The sequence below is a fragment of the Lysobacter fragariae genome, from assembly GCF_054779775.1.
On sequence record NZ_BAAGXP010000002.1, the window covers coordinates 333,243 to 350,992 of the forward strand.

General features: G+C 66.3%; 18 protein-coding genes. 6 read left to right on the forward strand and 12 right to left on the reverse strand.

Annotated features, from left to right (window positions below):
- Positions 1-82: 82 nt before the first annotated feature.
- The 10 genes from ACYVD7_RS04120 to ACYVD7_RS04165 all read right to left on the reverse strand — a co-directional run bounded on the left by ACYVD7_RS04120 (position 83) and on the right by ACYVD7_RS04165 (position 8,998).
- Positions 83-241, reverse strand: coding sequence for a hypothetical protein (locus ACYVD7_RS04120; RefSeq protein WP_460759402.1), 159 nt, complete (start codon positions 239-241; stop codon positions 83-85).
- Between the two features lie 208 nt (positions 242-449).
- Positions 450-1,844, reverse strand: a complete 1,395-nt coding sequence (locus ACYVD7_RS04125; protein WP_460759405.1) for a leucyl aminopeptidase family protein — start codon at positions 1,842-1,844, stop codon at positions 450-452.
- Positions 1,841-2,569: an HAD family hydrolase gene (locus ACYVD7_RS04130; protein ID WP_460759408.1), complete on the reverse strand. Its 729-nt coding sequence runs from the start codon at positions 2,567-2,569 to the stop codon at positions 1,841-1,843. The genes ACYVD7_RS04125 and ACYVD7_RS04130 overlap by 4 nt, the downstream gene beginning before the upstream one ends.
- Before the next feature lie 215 nt (positions 2,570-2,784).
- Entirely contained in the window at positions 2,785-3,780 is a 996-nt protein-coding gene (locus ACYVD7_RS04135) for an AI-2E family transporter (protein ID WP_460759809.1), read from the reverse strand.
- 144 nt (positions 3,781-3,924) lie between these two features.
- The gene (locus ACYVD7_RS04140) at positions 3,925-4,335 is read right to left on the reverse strand and encodes a hypothetical protein (RefSeq protein WP_460759410.1); all 411 of its coding nucleotides are present in this window, start codon (positions 4,333-4,335) and stop codon (positions 3,925-3,927) included.
- A complete protein-coding gene (locus ACYVD7_RS04145) occupies positions 4,332-4,862 on the reverse strand; it encodes a phage holin family protein (protein WP_460759413.1) in 531 nt (176 codons plus the stop codon). The genes ACYVD7_RS04140 and ACYVD7_RS04145 overlap by 4 nt, the downstream gene beginning before the upstream one ends.
- A gap of 184 nt (positions 4,863-5,046) precedes the next feature.
- A complete protein-coding gene (locus ACYVD7_RS04150; RefSeq protein ID WP_460759416.1) occupies positions 5,047-5,409 on the reverse strand; it encodes a hypothetical protein in 363 nt (120 codons plus the stop codon).
- Between the two features lie 180 nt (positions 5,410-5,589).
- Positions 5,590-7,026, reverse strand: a complete 1,437-nt coding sequence (locus ACYVD7_RS04155; RefSeq protein ID WP_460759419.1) for a Do family serine endopeptidase — start codon at positions 7,024-7,026, stop codon at positions 5,590-5,592.
- A gap of 366 nt (positions 7,027-7,392) precedes the next feature.
- Positions 7,393-8,388: an FG-GAP repeat domain-containing protein gene (locus ACYVD7_RS04160; RefSeq protein ID WP_460759421.1), complete on the reverse strand. Its 996-nt coding sequence runs from the start codon at positions 8,386-8,388 to the stop codon at positions 7,393-7,395.
- 88 nt (positions 8,389-8,476) lie between these two features.
- A complete protein-coding gene (locus ACYVD7_RS04165; protein WP_460759424.1) occupies positions 8,477-8,998 on the reverse strand; it encodes a hypothetical protein in 522 nt (173 codons plus the stop codon).
- Positions 8,999-9,115: 117 nt separating this feature from the next.
- Between ACYVD7_RS04165 and ACYVD7_RS04170 the strand changes: the two genes are divergently transcribed.
- The 6 genes from ACYVD7_RS04170 to ACYVD7_RS04195 all read left to right on the forward strand — a co-directional run bounded on the left by ACYVD7_RS04170 (position 9,116) and on the right by ACYVD7_RS04195 (position 16,365).
- Complete coding sequence (locus ACYVD7_RS04170; RefSeq protein WP_460759426.1) at positions 9,116-11,029, forward strand: winged helix-turn-helix domain-containing protein; 1,914 nt, start codon at positions 9,116-9,118, stop codon at positions 11,027-11,029.
- A 465-nt stretch (positions 11,030-11,494) separates the two neighbouring features.
- Positions 11,495-13,663, forward strand: a complete 2,169-nt coding sequence (locus ACYVD7_RS04175) for an adenosylcobalamin-dependent ribonucleoside-diphosphate reductase (RefSeq protein ID WP_460759429.1) — start codon at positions 11,495-11,497, stop codon at positions 13,661-13,663.
- Between the two features lie 284 nt (positions 13,664-13,947).
- Entirely contained in the window at positions 13,948-14,430 is a 483-nt protein-coding gene (locus ACYVD7_RS04180) for a hypothetical protein (protein ID WP_460759431.1), read from the forward strand.
- A gap of 116 nt (positions 14,431-14,546) precedes the next feature.
- A complete protein-coding gene (locus ACYVD7_RS04185) occupies positions 14,547-15,347 on the forward strand; it encodes a TSCPD domain-containing protein (protein WP_460759434.1) in 801 nt (266 codons plus the stop codon).
- A gap of 215 nt (positions 15,348-15,562) precedes the next feature.
- The gene (locus ACYVD7_RS04190; protein ID WP_460759436.1) at positions 15,563-16,000 is read left to right on the forward strand and encodes a hypothetical protein; all 438 of its coding nucleotides are present in this window, start codon (positions 15,563-15,565) and stop codon (positions 15,998-16,000) included.
- Positions 15,997-16,365 (forward strand): hypothetical protein, encoded by a 369-nt coding sequence (locus ACYVD7_RS04195; protein WP_460759438.1) that lies wholly within the window; start codon positions 15,997-15,999, stop codon positions 16,363-16,365. The genes ACYVD7_RS04190 and ACYVD7_RS04195 overlap by 4 nt, the downstream gene beginning before the upstream one ends.
- Positions 16,366-16,471: 106 nt before the next feature.
- Here the strand turns inward: ACYVD7_RS04195 and ACYVD7_RS04200 are convergent, their stop codons facing one another.
- Together ACYVD7_RS04200 and ACYVD7_RS04205 are read right to left on the reverse strand one after the other, a co-directional pair.
- Positions 16,472-16,780 carry a type II toxin-antitoxin system HicA family toxin gene (locus tag ACYVD7_RS04200; protein WP_460759441.1) on the reverse strand — a complete coding sequence of 103 codons (309 nt, stop codon included), beginning with the start codon at positions 16,778-16,780 and terminating at the stop codon, positions 16,472-16,474.
- A 68-nt stretch (positions 16,781-16,848) separates the two neighbouring features.
- On the reverse strand, positions 16,849-17,505 hold the full coding sequence (locus ACYVD7_RS04205; RefSeq protein ID WP_460759443.1) for a phytanoyl-CoA dioxygenase family protein: 657 nt from the start codon (positions 17,503-17,505) through the stop codon (positions 16,849-16,851).
- Positions 17,506-17,750: the final 245 nt, after the last annotated feature.

Sequence of the window (17,750 nt, forward strand, 5' to 3'; positions counted from 1 at the left end):
AATTCCAGGCCGTAAAAACAAAAACCCCGCGCCTTTTCAGGCGCGGGGTCTGTGTTTCTAGACCTGGGTTGTGGTGTCTTGCTTACACGAACCCGTATTCCGCGCTGATTGAGCCGGTAATAAGTACGAGTACGGTAATAAGCGCGACGGTGGCGAGCGTCACGAGCGCGGCACGCAGCACGAACGCCTGGCCTTGCGGCTGGGCGAGGGCGGTCTGCGGGTGGTTGCTGCGCTGCGTCATGACCTTAGAGGACCACGCGCTTTGCGGCGGTGTCAACAGGCAGTGCGGGGTTTATCGCCAAACTTCATAAGTCGGGTGGCGACAAAAATCGTTGCGGGTGAAACGACCGGACTTGTTCAGCGAGCCGCAGCGCCTGTTCAGGGCGCTCCAAAACTTCCCGTCATAACCGCGGGCATGACGCGCAACAACTGTAGTCTCGAAGTGCCCTTCAGCGACCGGCGGCGCGTTGCTCCAGCATCGCAAATGCCGCCCGCAATCCCTGCGCCTCGCCGCCCGCCGGCTTGCCCGGACGGTCGCTGTCGTTCCAGCTGTAGACGTCGATGTGCGCCCACTTCATCTGCTGGGGCACGAAGCGCTCCAGGTACAGCGCCGCGGTGATGCTGCCGGCCATCTTCGACGGCCCGCCGTTGGCGAAGTCGGCGATCGGACTGGTGAGGTAGCGCCAATACGGACGCCACAACGGCATGCGCCACAGCGGGTCGCGCCGCTCGATGCCGGCCTGCAGCCAGGCGTTCGCGGTGGCTTCGTCGTTGGCGTAGAGCGCGGGCAGGTCCGGGCCCAGCGCGATGCGCGCGGCACCGGTGAGCGTGGCGAAGTCGAGCAGCAGCTCCGGCGATTGCTCCGCGGCGTAGGTCAGCGCGTCGCACAACACGACGCGGCCTTCGGCGTCGGTGTTGTCGATTTCCACGCTGAGGCCGGCGCGCGTGGCGATGACTTCACCGGGGCGATACGAGTTGGGGCCCACTGCATTCTCGACTGCGGGCACCAGCAAGGTGATGCGCAACGGCAGCTTGCGCGCCATGACCAGCTCGGCCAGCGCGATCGCGTGCGCCGCGCCGCCCATGTCCTTCTTCATGTTGCGCATGCCGTCGGCCGGCTTGAGGTCCAGGCCGCCGGTGTCGAAGCACACGCCCTTGCCGACAATGGCGATGTGCGGATGCGATGCGTCGCCCCAGCGCACTGCGATCAGGCGCGGCGCGCGATGGCTGGCGCGACCGACAGCGTGGATGGCGGGGAAGTTCTTCGAAAGCAGATCGTCGCCGCTGGTGACTTCGATCGTCGCGCCGTGTTTTTCCGCGATCTCGCAGCACACCTGTTCGAGCTGATCGGGACCCATGTGCTCGGTCGGCGTGTTGACCAGGTCGCGGACACGGATGCAGGCGGAGAGTTCGTCGACGAGCGCGGCGCTGTCGGCGTCGACCAGCAGCGTTGCCGGCTGACGCAGCGGCTGCCGGTAGCGGCTGAAGCGGTAGGCGCCCAGGCCCCAGCCCAACTGCAGCGCGTGGCGTGCGGCGGGCTCCAGTGCAGCAGGCCCAAGGTCATCTGCCAATCGCCATGCCCGCGCCGGCAACGCGTGCGGCGCATGGCCATAGGACGCCGGATCCAGCGGGTCGCCCACGCCGATCACCGCGCCAGCGATGCCGCCGTCCGTGCCGGGCAGGAGCAATGCCGAACCGGCACTACCGTCGAACCCTTGCGCCGACAGCCATGTGGCCGTGGCGGGCGCCTGCGTCGTGAGCCAGTGCGCGAACGTTGCGCGCGTGACGACGTGCAGCGGCAGCGCGTCGGCGCCATCGAGGGTGAGACCGGAAGGCAGGGTCATGCGGCGGCTTCTTTCTGCGAAGTGGATGCAAGGTGCGCGTCGAGCCAATCGGCCAACGCGGTGAGTGATTCGAACTGCAGGTCCGGTCGCACGTCGTCGTGGGGCCAGCGCTGGCTGTCGCGATTGAGCCAGCAGGTGCGCAGCCCGGCGCGGGCGGCGCCCAGGACATCCATCTCGATGTCGTCGCCGACATGCAGCACTTGCGCGGGTACCGCACCCAGCCGCGAACACGCGGCGTGGAAGATGCTGGCCTCCGGTTTGGGGGCACCGTGTTCGCGCGCGCCGAGCTGGAAGGCGAAATGCATGTCCACGCCGATACGCGCAAGGTCGGCGTTGCCGTTGCTCAGCGCGGCCAGCGGCACGCGGGCGGACAGTCGCGCCAGCGCCGGCAGTGCGTCGGGGTAGAACTCGACGCGATTGCGCTCAGCGAAGAACGCCTCGAACGCGGCATCGACGTGCGCGGCCGGGTCGTCACCGGCCAGACGCATCGCTTGTTCCAGCGTCATCCGGCGCATGGTGCTGAAGTCGTGGACCAGGTGCGGGTGTCGCGCGTTGAGCTGGTCGCGCAATTCCCGCATCGCCGGGATCGGGAACTGCCGGGCGGTGCGCGGGCAGTTGGACAGCAGCCAGTCGTGCAGCACATTTTCGACCCGCGCCCCGATCGGCGCGAAAGGCCACAGGGTGTCATCCAGGTCGAGAGTGATGGCGCGAACGGCAAACGGCATGGGGTCATTCTAGCCGCCCTGCGCCCAGGCCGGCCCCGAGACCGGCGCCCTGGTCGTGGGTCGGAGAGCCGGTTGGCGCTGGCCGCGCCACTGATTGTGTAGGGCGGGCCTTGGCCCGCCATCGAGCTCCCACGATATGCAGGTCAGTCGCGGTGGTTGTTGATGGACGGTGGCCGGAGCGCAGGCGGGCCCAGGCCCGCCCTACGAGGCTGCAGCTATTCCAGCAGCCGCGCCCAGCCCTCCATCCCCTCGATCCGCGCCAGCACCAGCTTCATGCACACCAGCAGCGGCACCGCCAGCAGCAGGCCGACGATGCCCCACAACGCGCCGAACACCAGCAGCGCCAGGATCAGCATCAGCGGCGAGATCGCCATGCGCCGGCCCAGCACGATGGGGGTGACGATCTGCCCTTCCAGCGTGTGCAGGGCCAGGTAGATGCCGGCGGGGAACATGACCTGCCAGCCGTCGAGCGTGGTCAGGCCCATCAGCAGCATCACTGCGATGCCGATCAACGGGCCCACGTACGGCGCGAAGTTCAGCAGCGCGGCCATCGTGCCCCACAGCAGCGCGTCCGCCAGCGGAATGCCGAGCACCAGCAGTGCCAGCGCGAATACCAGTCCCACCACCAGGTTGATCACGCTGATCGCGAGCACGTAGCGCGACAGCTCCTGCTCCATCGAACGCAGGATGTCGACGGTGAGTTTCTGCTGGTGACGACCGGGCAGCAGCGCGATCGCGTTGCGCTGCAGGTTGCCGCCATAGACCATGAAGAAGAACGTCAGCAGCACCACTGCCAGCAGCGAGGCGAGCACGCGCGGCGTGGTGAATATGGCGCGATAGGGATCATCGGCCTCGGTGCGCACCACCTGTACCGGGCGCGATTCGCCGCCCGCGGCACGGGCGAGGTTCTCGGCGGCGCGATTGGCTTCGCGCACCGGCTTGATCATCTCGCGCAGCTTGGGGGCCAGCGTCTTGACCTGCGCAGGCACCTGGCCGACCCATTCGCGCGCCGGCTCGGCCAGTTGGGTCGCCAGCGTGCCGGCCAGCAGCAGGCCGCCGACCAGTACCACCAGCGCTGCCACGAACCGCGGGATGTGCAGGCGTTGCAGCGCGCGGATGATCGGATTGCCGATCAGCGCGAAGAACATCGCCAGCAATACCGGCACGATCAGTTCCCGCGCCAGCCACAACGTGGCGCCGACGCAGAACATGGCGATGACGACTGCGGCGGTGGACGAACGCGGCCGCGGTTCGTGCGCGGGACGGGCATCATTCGGGCCGTCCTGGCGTGCAGTGTCGGGCGCGGTGGGAGGCACGGGGATCCTGGGACGGTCGGTGCGAGTGTGACTACGAGGCTATCCGGAACGGCCAGCGTGTCGTGCGGTCGAGGCGGTCGCAATCGCCTCATCCGCGGTGCTGTCCGCGATGGACGCGTCCATGGACGCCTGGCCTTCGGCGACTTCCTCAGCGGCGTGCGCTGCGTTGCTGGCTTCGCTCGCCGCGGCTTGCGCGCTCACGCTGGAGAAGAAGCCCGACAACGCGGTGAAGACCTGGATCAGGTCGCCGCCGCGCGCGAGCCGGCGCAGCGGATTGGCGCGGCCGAACATCCAGCCCACTGCCAGTCCCGCGATCACCAGCCGCCCGGGTGTCCATGCCGCTTTCCAGGTGCCGGTCAGCTGCTGCCAATGCGCGACGGTGCGACGCTGGTGGGCTTCGAGCACGTCCTCGGCGCGGCGCACCCGGGTGATCAGGTGTTTGAAGCTCATGGCGTGGCGTCCGCGCCGGTGCCGGCTTGTGCGTCTGGCGCGCGCGCTTCACGCGCCGATCCGGACGCATCCGGACCCGGCAGGTCATCGTCGGACATCTCGCCAATGCCCAGCCGCGCCAGTTGCCGGCGCGTCGCTTCCAGTCGCGTGTAATCGAAGTATTGGATCGCCTGCCACGCGCCGAACACGGTGACGGCCAGGCTCAGCAGTGCGCACACCGCCAGCGAGAGCGTCCACGACCAGCCCAGCGCGTCGTGCAGCACCGCGGTGAGCGTTGCCATCAGCAGCATCCAGGTCGAACCACCGAAGGCGATCGCGACACCGGTGAATGCCAGCGCGCGGCCGAAGGCGCTGCGGGCCAGCGACAGGTCCGCGCTGACCAGCCTGCGCAGCGCCTTGGCCGCATCGACGGCGGCACCCAGGCTGTCGTGGCCGGCGCCACCGATCTGGCGCAGCGACTCGGCGAGGTCCGGCGCAGGCGATGCGCTCGGCTTCGCAGTGGGATCGTCGTCGCGCGGTTCGTCCAAGTTCGATCATCCGTAGGGCGGGCCTTGGCCCGCCAGATTAAAGTCGCGCCAATCTCGCACCAGGGCGAACATCGCCCCGCCCCATCGTGCGCCATCGCAGTCCGCGGTGGCGCTGCGTGGGTCCAGGCGCGCCGAGCATGGAGGTTCCGCGCAGGTCGTACGGCGGGTCAAGCCCGCCCGACGCTTACTTGTCGCCGCTGCGCGCCAGCTTGGCGATGATCCAGCCCGCCGCGAAGGCCACGCCGAACGATGCCAGCGGACGTTCGCGGATGAGTTCGGAGGCGCTGTCGATCAGGTCGCGACCCTTGTCCATCAGGGCGTCCATCTGCTCCTTCGCGGCGCCGCCGGCCTGTTCGGCTGCGCTCAGTCCGGCGATCGCGCCATCGGCGAGGCTGGCCTTCACGTTGGCCTTGCCCAGGCGCAGTTCGTCGGCGGCTGCGCTGGCGGCGTTGCGCAGCGCATCGCCGGAATCGGTTGCGGCCTGCTTGAGGTGGCCGCCGGCTTCGCCGAGGTGGGACTTCAGGCCATCGGTGGAGTTGCTGTTCATGGGGGAGCTCCTGTGACGACGGGGCGGCGGTGTTGCCGCTGCTCGTGCTGCTTGTACCACGGTGTCCTGCGCAGGTGCCGCCGTGACGTGATCGCGCGCGAAGGCGATGCTCTGCAAAAGGTGATCCCTTCGCAAAGGTGATCCTCCGCGCGCCGCTCTACCGGACGGGTGCAGTGCTGCTCAGCGCATCGCCAGGTCGCCGCGCTGGCCGCCGCGCACCACGCGCAGTACCAACTGTGCCGGTGCCTGCGTGAAGCTGGCGCGGAAGCCCGGCAAATCGTCGAAGTTGCCCGCAGTGGCCGCGACAACGACGTCGCCCTTCTGCAGTCCGTTCTGCGCCGCACGACTGCCGCGCGCGACCGATTCCACCAGCACGCCGCCGGCGCCGGACTGGCGCAGCGACGCCGGCAGTTCGGCGAACGTCGCACCGTCCAGGCGTGCATCCAGGTCATTGCCGGCCAATGCGCGCGGTTGCTCGCGCAGGCTGGCGGTCAGCTTCAGCGGCTTGCCATCGCGCAGCACGTCCAGCGCGATCTTGCTGCCCACCATCTGCAGGCCTTCGAAATTGCGCAGCGCATTGCGGTCGTCGATGCGTTCGCCGTTGGCGGCGACGATCACGTCGCCTGCCTTCAACCCGGCTGCCGCCGCAGCGGATCCGCCGAACACGCGCGTCACTGCCGCGCCGCGGGCTTCGTCCAGGCCCAGCCCGCGCGCCAGGCCGGCGTCCACGCTCTGTGCTTCCAGTCCGAGGGTGCCGCGCCGAACCTCACCGGTGGCGACCAGCTGGTCCATCACGCCGCGCGCAATGGCGGTCGGAATCGCGAAGCCCAGGCCGATGTTGCCGGCCATCGAGCCGCGCGGATTGAAGCTGGCGGTGTTCACGCCGACCAGCTCGCCGTTGAGGTTGACCAGTGCGCCGCCGGAATTGCCGGGATTGATCGACGCATCGGTCTGGATGAAGTCCTGGTAGCCCAGCCCGCGCAGGCCGCTGCGGCCCACCGCGGACACGATGCCGGAGGTAACCGTCTGGCCGATGCCGAACGGATTGCCCACCGCGACGACGAAGTCGCCCACGCGCAGCTGGCTGGAATCGGCGAGCGGCAGCGCGACCAGTCCATCGGCCTTGATCCGCATCACCGCGATGTCGGTGTCGGGATCGGAGCCGACGAACTCGGCCTTGAGCGTGCGTCCGTCGCTGAGGGTGACGGAAACCTCGTCGGCGCCTTCGATCACGTGGTGGTTGGTGAGGATCAGGCCGCGCTGCGCATCCACGATCACGCCCGAACCCAGCGACTCGGCGATCCGCTCCTGGGTGAGCTGCGGGAACATGCGGCGGAACATCGGGTCGTCCCCGAATGGGCTCACCCGCACGCGCTGCTTGGTGTGCACGCTCACCACCGTCGGCGTGACCCGCGCCAGCATCGGTGCCAGCGAGGGCAGGGGCGTGGTGCCCACGGCGGCCGGCAGGGCGGCGACAGCGGGCACGGCGGGGGCTGCGGCCGGAAGCGGCGCGGCATCGGCGGGCGTGTCGATGGCGTCGCGCATCGCGGTGGCGGCAAAGCCGCCGAAAGCCGCAGCGGCGGTGAGGGCGAGCAGGGTCTTGTTGGCGGTGCGCATGGGCAGAAGGTCGACGGATATCGAGGGAAGGTCGTGGCGCCCCTGGCTGGATTCAAGTAACTGAACCCTGCCGAGGCGGGCACTGGGATTCCCATCTTCCGCACCGTTGCTTAAATCGGGGATGAAATCGGGCATGAATCGGGCGCGCGTTCCGATGCGAGCGCCGCGTCGCAGGTCGCCACTGCGCGCTGCCGGGCTCCAAGGATCGTCAACCGCGGCGTAGGTGCTACGCAGCGGCCCGATCCTTGCCCCGCGCAATGATCGGTCCCGGGCTACGTTGTTCCCCGCGCGGAGCATGAGAGCCCGGCGTCGGAAGACGGTTCCGATCGTTACGCGTCCGCCTCCCATGCATCGGAACGATGCCAGTCACATCATCGTGGCCCACGCCACGGCGACCAAGGGAAGTGTCTGCCGGGTCGCGGAATTGGCCGAGTTCCAGATGACATTGGCGCCGGTCGCGGAGTTGCGCCAGAACAGGTCCCACTTGCCGTCGCCATTGAAATCCCCCGTCGCGGTGACCTGCCACCGCTGGTCGATGACGTTCGCCACGACCTGCCGCAACAGGTTGTTGCCGGACTTCCAGATCGCGTTGGCACCCGTGCGGGTGTTTCGCCACAGGATGTCCGAACGGCCGTCGCCGTCGAAATCGCCGACCGTTGCGACCTTCCAGTCCAGGTCCCGGACGGAGGCGATGCCTAGCCGGGTCGCGGCGTTGCCCGAGCGCCAGATCGCGTTCTGCCCGGTAGTGGCGTTGCGCCAGAGGACATCGGATCGCGCGTCGCCATCGAAATCGCCGATCCCGGCCACCGTCCAGGCGAGGTTGGAGACCGACGCAACGGGATAGACGCCGGACCAATCGGCCCACGCCGCTTCCGCATGCAGGAAATTGCGGCCGTCGCGTTGGTTGCGATAGAGCACGTCCGACGTTCCGTTGCCGTCGAAATCGCCGGCGCCGACCGCTTTCCAATCGGACGTGCCGAGTGATTTGTATGCGGAATAGCCGGTGCTCCCGTTATGCGGGAACAGGTCGAAGTCGAAGCCGGTGCCCGCGTCGCGCACCAGCAACGTGCCACGAGGCGAGTAAAAAATGCCTTCGCCAATCGTGAGCGCCGGGCTCATGCGCCGCAAATCGAAGCCTGAGGGAACCGAACTGGCGAGATGGTCCACCTGCACGTACCTGGCCACGGCGGCACTGGCGTGGGACCAGTAGACGATCGTTCCGGTGGCCGCATTGCGCCAGATCAGGTCCGAGCGGCCATCGCCGTCCAGGTCATTGTGTCGCGCGGGTTCCCTGGCCTGTGCCAGCCCCGTTATGCCACCGAGTGCGAGCGTGATCATCGAGAGTGGAATCAGACGGTTCATGGGAGGTTTCCTTCTATCGGACGTTTCGGGCGCTTCGGTTCCTGGAGACACCGGAGTGGGGGATGCAGCCGGTGCCCAGTCCGGAGGCTCAGATCCTCGTCGACAGCGCGGAGCCGCACATTTCCGACATCAACGAGCCATCCGCGGCATAGCGTCGCGTGATCACCGGGCCGCCGGCCTGATTGCCGTCGGTGCTGAGCAGGATCGTGCGGTGTACTGTCTGGTAACCGTCGTACTGGCTGTCCAGGTACCAGTCGAACCGTTGGTCGACGCTGTACTGGCCGTTGTCGGGGTTCAGGCTCCAGGTCCCCACGCCGACGCTGCGATAGCGGCGCTGGGTGGTGCCTGGTACCGGGATGCCCGCAGGCGGGAAACGTGGATTGTCCAGGAACGTGCCGCCCGCGTTGAACAGCAGGGTCTGGCTCCCCGGGGCGCCGGCCGCGCCACCGCAGGGGCCGATTCGTGCTTCGTTTGCCCAGGTGCCGACGATGCGGTTGGCCGGGGTCGCCAGGGCGCCTGTGGTGGCAGGGCCGCCCGCGCCGGCGGGCAGGGCGGCGAACAGGCAGGCCACGAGCAGGCAGCCGTTGAGCATCAGATTGCGGCGTTTCATGGACGTTCTCCGTGCGGGCGGCGGGACCTCCCGCCGCGCTCCAGCACCAGACTCCCGCGACCATGGCCGGATTCGCTACGAAAAGCCGGTGAATTCCTCTGAATAGATATGAACCCGATGCCCGCCTCAGCCTTCCGTCGCTACCGCTTCGAGGATTACGTCCTCGACACGCGCACGCGTGAACTGCGCGGCGCCGGCGGCGAGGCGGTGACGCTCACCGCGAAGGCATTCGACACGCTGGATTTCCTGGTCGCCAACCGCGACCGCGTCGTCGGCAAGGACGAGTTGATGGCCGCCGTGTGGGCCGGCCGCGTGGTGGAGGAAAACAACCTCACCCAGGCAATCGCCGCGTTGCGTCGCGCATTCGGCACCGACGGCAGCGACCACCGCTACATCGTCACCATCCCCGGCCGCGGCTACCGCTTCGTCGCCGACGCGGGCGACATTGGAGCGGATGAGGCCGCCACGCCTGCGCCGGCAGCGCCCACCATCCCAGCGCCACCGGTGGCTGCGTCGCCACGCGACGCCGACATCGCCAGCCAGCGCCGCGTCGCCGGCCTGGGCGCGTTGCTGTTCTCCCTCGCGCTGTTCGCGATCGCCGCCTGGCATCTGCGCGACACGGCACCGCCGCGGGCGCCCGTTCCGGTGGTGACACTGGCGGTGATGCCCTTCCGCTCGATCACCGCGGCGCCGCGCGACGAGCTTCTGGAGCTTGGGCTCGCGGACACACTCGTCACCCGGTTGAGCCGGTCGCCCGCGTTGCGCGTACGCTCGCTCGCTTCCAGCCAGCGCCTGGCCGCGCGCGAGACCGACGCCCTTGCCGCCGGCCGCGAGCTGGGCGCCGCCTACGTGGTCGAGGGCTCCGCGCAGCGCATCGGAGAGCAGATGCGGGTCAACGCGCGCCTGTTGTCGGTAGCCCAAGGGCGTGCGCTTTGGTCGGGCACGTTCGATGCCGGCGCCGATCGCGTGTTCACCCTGCAGGACGACATCGCCGATGCCGTCGCCTCCGCGCTGGAAGTGCAGCCGCCGGTGGCGCCCGAGCGCGAGGCCAGCCCCTGCGACGGCGACGATTCCCAGGCTTATCGCGGCCTGATCGGTGCCCAGTACAAGCTGCAGCGCCGCGCGATCGATACCATCGCGGCGTTCCAGGACGTGATCCGCCGCGATCCGGTCTGCGCCCGCGGCTATGCGGGATTGGCCACGGCGTACATGTTCATGGCCCACTACGACCGGTCACCGGACGAGGTGTTTCCACTGGCGGCCGCCGCCTCGGCGCAGGCGCTGCGCATCGACCCCGATTCGGCCGCCGCGCACGTGGCGCGCGGCCGCTATCTGCAGTTGCACGAGTGGAAGTGGCGCGAAGCGGAGGCAGAGTTGCGCCGCGCCATCGAGATCAATCCGAGCCTGGCCGAGGCCCACTTCAGCCTGGCCCACCTGCTGGTGGACACCGGGCGCTTCAACGAAGGACTGGCGCAGGCACGCCAGGCGCGCGAACTGGACCCGCTGTCGCCGCTCATCAACGCCCTGGAGGCCGGATTCCTCAGTGCGGCGGGCATGCCGGAAGAAGCGCAGGTCCGCGTGGAACACGCACTGGAACTCGAGCCGGACTTCTGGATCGCGTTGCTGATCCGTGGCGGGCTGGCCCTGGATCGCGGCGACACCGCGTCCGCCCTCGCCGACCTGCAGCGCGCCGCCGAGCGTTCCCACCGCAACAGCCAGGTGCTGGCGGTACTCGCGATCGCCCACGTCGCCGCGGGCGACCGAGCACGGGCGGAGGCGATCCTGGGCGAACTCGATGCGCGCGCGCGGACCGAATACATCCCCGCCACGAGCCTGGCCGCCGTGCATACCGCCCTGGGGCAGACCGGCGCCGCCCTCGACCAGCTCGAACGTGCCCAGCAGGCCCACGACATCCGCATGGCCTTCCTCGGTGTCGACGCGCGCTGGAACAGCCTGCGCCGCGAGCCCCGCTTCCGCGCCATCGCCGCGCACATGGGTCTGTCCGCCGACACCGCTTACGGACGCTTCTAGGGCCCGCGCTGGGCGGCCCATTCCCCTCCGCGCAGCTGGCATGTTTCGTGCCGGCGCGGCATCGACGAACGGGCGCCGGCGTTTTCACGCAGCGCGGCTTCGCGGAACAAAAAAACGGTTGACTTGGTCTGGGGCCGGGTTTAGGTTTGGACCCCTGCCAGCCACTACATCTTGTGGTTCGGTAGGCGAAAGGAACCCAAGCTTAGGGGTAGCTTGGGAATTTCAGGCAACGGCCGGAAGCGCTGTGGAATCGGCGGCCGGCAGGAGCAGGATGGGTCGGCAACCGGCCCGTGACCACGAAAACCAACGCAGTCGCGGCGCCAGTCTGGATCTCCATCGGAGGCATCAGGGGAAGCATCGCAGGCCGGCCTGTTGGCGTTTTCGGGGTATGTGACCTGCAGCACACAATCATAAGAACAACATGGACGCGGGCCCGACCTGCGCCACTACGGAGACAGGACAGGCATGAGCACCGTACGCCTCGAGGCAGTCAAATCCCCCATGGCCGACCAGGCTCGCTCCAACGAAGAGATCCCGATGCAGCCGGCATCCCAGGACATCTGGGACAAGAAGTACCGGCTGAAGACCAAGTCGGGCGAAGCCGTGGACGCCGACATCGACGCCACCTACCAGCGCGTCGCCCGGGCCCTGGCCGACGCCGAGCCCAATGCCGAGAAGCAGGCCTACTGGTATGAGCGCTTCGTCTGGGCGCTGCGCCGCGGGGCCATTCCCGCTGGCCGCATCACGTCCAATGCCGGCGCGCTCGAACACAAGCCGGCGACCTCGACCATCAACTGCACCGTGTCCGGCACCATCGAGGATTCGATGGACGGCATCCTCGACAAGGTCCACGAAGCGGGCCTGACGTTGAAGGCCGGCTGCGGCATCGGCTACGAATTCTCGACCCTGCGTCCGCGCGGCGCGTTCGTCGCCGGCGCCGGCGCGTACACGTCGGGCCCGATGTCCTTCATGGATATCTACGACAAGATGTGCTTCACCGTGTCCTCGGCCGGTGGCCGTCGCGGCGCGCAGATGGGCACGTTCGACGTCTCGCACCCGGACGTGAAGGACTTCATCCGCGCCAAGCGCGAAGACGGCCGCCTGCGCCAGTTCAACCTCTCGCTGCTGATCACCGACGGCTTCATGGACGCCGTCAACGGCGACAAGGACTGGCCGCTGGTCTTCCCGATCAACAACAAGGAAGCCGGCGACATCGACCTGGCCAACGCCGAGCAGGTCGTCTGGCGCGACTGGCCGACGCACAAGAACTACATCAGCCGCGACGACGGCCTCGTCGCCTGCAGGATCTACGGCCACATCCGTGCCCGGCACCTGTGGGACATGATCATGGTCTCGACGTACGACTACGCCGAGCCGGGTTTCATCCTGATCGACCGCGTCAACGAGATGAACAACAACTGGTGGTGCGAATCGATCCGCGCGACCAACCCCTGCGGCGAGCAGCCGCTGCCGCCGTACGGCGCCTGCCTGCTGGGCTCGGTCAACCTGACCAAGTTCGTGCGCAAGCCGTTCACGGACGAAGCCTCCTTCGACTGGGAGGAATACAAGGAAGTCGTGCGCGTGTTCACCCGCATGCTCGACAACGTCGTCGAAGTGAACGGCCTGCCGCTGGAACAGCAGCGCAAGGAAATCATGCGCAAGCGTCGCCACGGCATGGGCTTCCTGGGCCTGGGTTCGACCGTGACCATGCTGCAGATGAAGTACGGCTCCAAGGAGTCGTGCGACTTCACCGATCGCATCGCCCGCGACATGGCCGTCGCCGGCTGGGAAATGGGCCTGTCGCTGGCGCAGGAAAAGGGCGCCGCCCCGATCATGGACGAGCGCTTCGCCGTCACCGCCGAGATGCTGCGCAAGCGTCCGGAAATGGTGAAGGACGGCTGGAAGATCGGCCAGGAGATCGAAGGCAAGACCCTGCACGCGCGCTACAGCCGCTACATGCAGCGCATTGCCACGGTCGCCCCGGAGCTGGTGGATGAGCTAGCTGTCGTCGGCGCGCGCTTCACCCACCACAGCTCGATCGCCCCGACCGGCACCATCTCGCTGTCGCTGGCCAACAACGCGTCGAACGGCATCGAGCCGTCCTTCGCCCACCACTACAGCCGCAACGTGATCCGCGAAGGCAAGAAGTCGAAGGAAAAGGTCGACGTCTATTCCTACGAACTGCTCGCCTACCGCGAACTGATCAACCCCAAGGCGATGCCGTTCAGCGAGGAAGCCGGGGCCAAGCTGCCCGACTACTTCATCTCCGCCGACGACATCACCCCGAAGGAACACGTCGACGTCCAGGCCGCTGCGCAGAAGTGGGTGGACTCCTCGATCTCCAAGACCGCGAACGTCCCCACGGACTACCCGTACGAGGACTTCAAGGACATCTACCGCTACGCCCACCAGCAGGGCCTGAAGGGTTGTACCACCTTCCGCTTCAACCCGGCCGCCTTCCAGGGCGTGCTGGTGAAGGAAGCCGACCTGGAGAACACGCTTTACCGCTTCGAACTGGAAGACGGCAGCGTGGTCGAGGTCAAGGGCAACGAGCAGATCGAATACGACGGCGAGATGCACACCGCCGCCAACCTGTTCGACGCACTGAAAGAAGGCTATTACGGCAAGTTCTGAAGCCCGCCTTTTTCTCCCTCCCTTTCGCGCAGCGAAGGGGGTGAGGAGAGGCGCTTGCGAGCCACTGGCTCGCGCCTCGACGAACGCCATCGGGCCTTGCCCGATGGCCGGGAAGCCGGGGAGGGGTAACAAGCGCCGCAGGCGCGAGTGCTTTCACCCGACCTGAACATCAAACAGCACTACACAGCTCCGATCCGCAGCAGTAGCATCGATTCGCAGCACCGCAATTGCGATTGTTTGTCCCGATAAAACCAGCAAGGCCTAAACGCCCGCGAGGAGGGCACATGAGCAACGGGAATGGAGTGACGGCGACCTTGTCGCAGGCAGCCGAAACGGTGAAGGAAACCGCGTCCAACGTCGGCGCCGCCATCGCCACCAAGGCCGAAGGCGCCGTGAACGCCGTGAAGAAGCGCGCCAGCAAGGCAACCAAGGCCGTGCAGAAACGCGCCAGCACCGCGAAGAAGGCAGCGAGCAAGGCCGTCAGCAAGGCGAAGAAGAAGCTCGCATCCGCCTCGGCCGCGGCCAAGAAGGAAGCCACCGCGCTGAAGGCCAAGGTCACCGGCAAGAAGGCAGCCAAGAAGACCGCGAAGAAAGCTGCAAAGAAGACCGTGAAGAAAGCGGCCAAGAAGGTAGCGAAGGCACCGGCGAAGAAGGCAGCAAAGAAGGCCGTCCGCAAGGCGCCCGCGAAGAAGGCTGCAAAGAAAGCAGTGAAGAAGGCAGCAAAGCGCCCGGCGAAGAAGGTCGCGAAGAAAGCCGCCCGCAAGTAAGCGCAGTACAAAGCAGTACCAAGAATAGAAAGCCCCGATTGGTCACCGCGCCCCGCGCGGGCGCGGTGACCGCACTGAACCACTTGGCTCCCCCAAGGCAGCACCAGGACAGCACGATGACCGTCAAGATCAACAAGAAGATCAAGGGCTACACCGTCGTTACCGCCGACGACAAGGCCAAGGAAGCGATCAAGGCGGAATCCGTATCGCGCGCCACCGTCGAAGCCGAGCTTCCGGTCGCCGACGTGATCCAGATGCACGAGCGCGTCGAGCGCCCGGAAGTGCTGATCGGTTCCACCTACAAGATCAAGACGCCGCTGGTCGAGCACGCCATGTACGTGACGATCAACGACATCGTCCTCAACCCGGGCACCGAACACGAACTGCGCCGCCCGTTCGAGGTGTTCATCAATTCCAAGAACATGGACCACTTCCAGTGGATCGTGGCCTTGACCCGCATCATGTCCGCCGTGTTCCGCAAGGGCGGCGACGTCACCTTCCTGGTCGACGAGATGCGCGCCGTGTTCGACCCGCGCGGCGGCTACTTCAAGGCCGGCGGCGTGTACATGCCGTCGCTGGTCGCCGAGATCGGCGCCGTGGTCGAGGAGCACCTCAAGTCGATCGGCCTGATGCACGACCCGGAAATGAGCGACGCCACCCGCGCGCTGATCGCCGAGAAGCGCAAGGCGTTCGAAGACCGGTCAAAAAAAAACAGTGAAATAGGCAAAGCCGGTGAAATGGGCGGCGCCATGAGCGGCGACGCCGACGCCCGCACCGAAGAAGTCATCGAAGTCACCGGCGAAGGCGTGTCGTTCCCGCCGTCCGCCACCATGTGCCACAAGTGCAGCGCGAAGGCGCTGGTGATCATGGATGGGTGTGCGACTTGTTTGAATTGTGGGTATAGCAAGTGCGGGTGAGGTAAGTGTTTGAACAGCGAAAGAAAGAAGGTGGGGGTGGTGCCGCGCGGTAAAGGCCGCCGGAAATTGGCGCCTTCTGGAGTTCTCACAGCGTTGAGCGTCTGGGGAGATGCGGGTTGAAGCAAATAGGCTCGACGGCCTGGCGAGTTATGCTCGTCCTTTTGGCTGTTACTACGCTAATCCTGGCGATTAACTCCCCGGCAACTCGCGGCCCCATGGAGACCGTCACGACGATCGTAGATTTTCTTGGTGACCTATTCACCGTGATGGCGTCTGCCCTAGCGCTCTATCTGTACTTCTTCCGGCGCGGCGAAATTGGAGCTGCAATCAAGGCAATTGCGAACTTTGCATACCAAAGCACGCTTGCGGAATTGCGTCAGAAGCTCGAAGCCCTCGCCAATTTGCACGCTAGCAACGGCGACCACCTTGACGACATAGTTAGTACATGGCACGACGTGTGCGGCCAAATTGAAGGAAATCCCGCGTTGGTCGTGGAGTGTGCGGAGTTCGTAAAGCGGGTAAAACGGGCGACCAATCGAGCGACGCCAATATCGCAGCCTCAGCATCGTGCGCTCATAAGTCAGTTGCGCGAGAAGCTGCGCCACATCGATGTGACGACCTTCGCTGATGCGCTTGGAGAAACCAATAAATGAAGATCGTTTCCGCAGTCAATGCGATGATCGCCAACGCTAACAAGATCTCAAACGTCTGCCACGGGAATACGCCGAACGACGAGGTGTTCTTTGTTTACAACGAGAAGTACAAGTTCTCGGTAATGAAAGCCAAGGATGATGTATCAGTCTACTTCTATCCTGGCGGAGAAGCGCTCGAGTCGCTGGCCGCATGGGACGATCGCGATTGGGATCAGTCCGGAGTCAGCGTGGTTCGCTATTCCGCGAAGGAGTTGGGCGATAAGGAAGCAATGGAGAGCTTCTCCGAACTGTTTCGCGTAGCTAAAGAGCGCGTTTATGGTGTCGACGACGTGCTCGACGACATAATTTCGGATCTGCAGTTCTAGCCGAAGCCAGCATAACCCTGAAAACAGGGATCAGAGTCGACTTCGGTTGCAGTAGAGCGTCGCTCAGCACAAAAGGAACAATAGGGACGGAGGCAATTAAGTGAGGCTACTCGCCTCCCTCCCTTTTCTGGTCGGGCTCTTCGCCGCGCTGCTCGTACAGCGACGGTGTCACGCCGGCACTGGCCAGGTAGCCGCGTAGGCTGCGTACGGCATTGCGGTCGAGGACGTTGCCTCGATGCGGGCGATGCAGGATCGCCTCGACCTGCTTGATGCGAAAGCGGATGCGATTGCCACTCAAGGTTTCGATTTCTGCGCCCAGGTGGTGCAGTAACGATTCCACTTCACGCCAATGGATGTTGCCGCTGACCGGGTCGTGGAAGATGGTGCGAATCAATGCGCCGTGATGATGACTCATGGCCAGCCCCTCCAGTCGCGGAAACAGTGGTCAGAGTACGTTTTCCAGGTTGACTGCGCCCTACGACGCTACGGATCGAATCGCTCGGTCGTATCCATGCGGACACCGCGGAGGTGCGCTGTTGCGAGGTGCGCGGCATGGCGGGGCTCGGCGAAGTAGCCGATCAGGATCGTGCGCCGGCGCGCGCCGCTGTGGTTCTGGCTGGCCGCATGCAGCAGGTCGGCATCGAACACGAGGACGTCACCCGCGCTGCCCGTGAGCGGCATCGACCGGGCTTCGTCGTCGAGCTCGACCAGCGCCGCGCCCTGCGTAGGGCGATGACTGCCAGGGACGATACGCGTTGCGCCGTTCGCGGGGCCGTAGTCGTCGAAGAAAGCCAGGACGTTCACCGTGTCGCCGGGCCGTTGCGCCGACAGGTCGCGATGCAGGCCCTGGTGGCCCGCTCCCGCCAGGGGCTCGCGCCCCTCCACCTGCGCGAGGAAGAACCTTTCGCCGATCAACGCGCCGACCGCGGCCAACAGCGCTGGCAAGCGGCACACGGCCTGCACTTTCGCATCGAGGTCCAGCAACGCATGGCGCCAGCCTGGTCCACGCGGCACGGGCCATTGCCCGGATGGCGTGACGCCCGCGTCGAACGCGCTGCGCAAATCGTCCAGCCACTCGGCCGGGATCGCTTGACGCAGCAGGGCGTAGCCGTGTCGTTGGACTTGTTCGCGATCGATCATGGCTTCCCGGTGGAGTGCTTCAGAAGGGGTCGGCTAAAAGGGGACGGAGGCAATCATGAGCGCGGGGTATCTGCGACTCGCTTCAGCAACCTCGCTGTTTTCGACTACGGCTTCCGGATCCGTTTCCACGGCCGTAGGGCGGGTTGGCTTTCAACGGCGGAGCCGGTCAAGCCGCCCTACGCAACGTCAGGGCGCTGATTCGGCCCCATTACCGCCTTTCAGCCTCAAGACTCTGTCGCCGGACC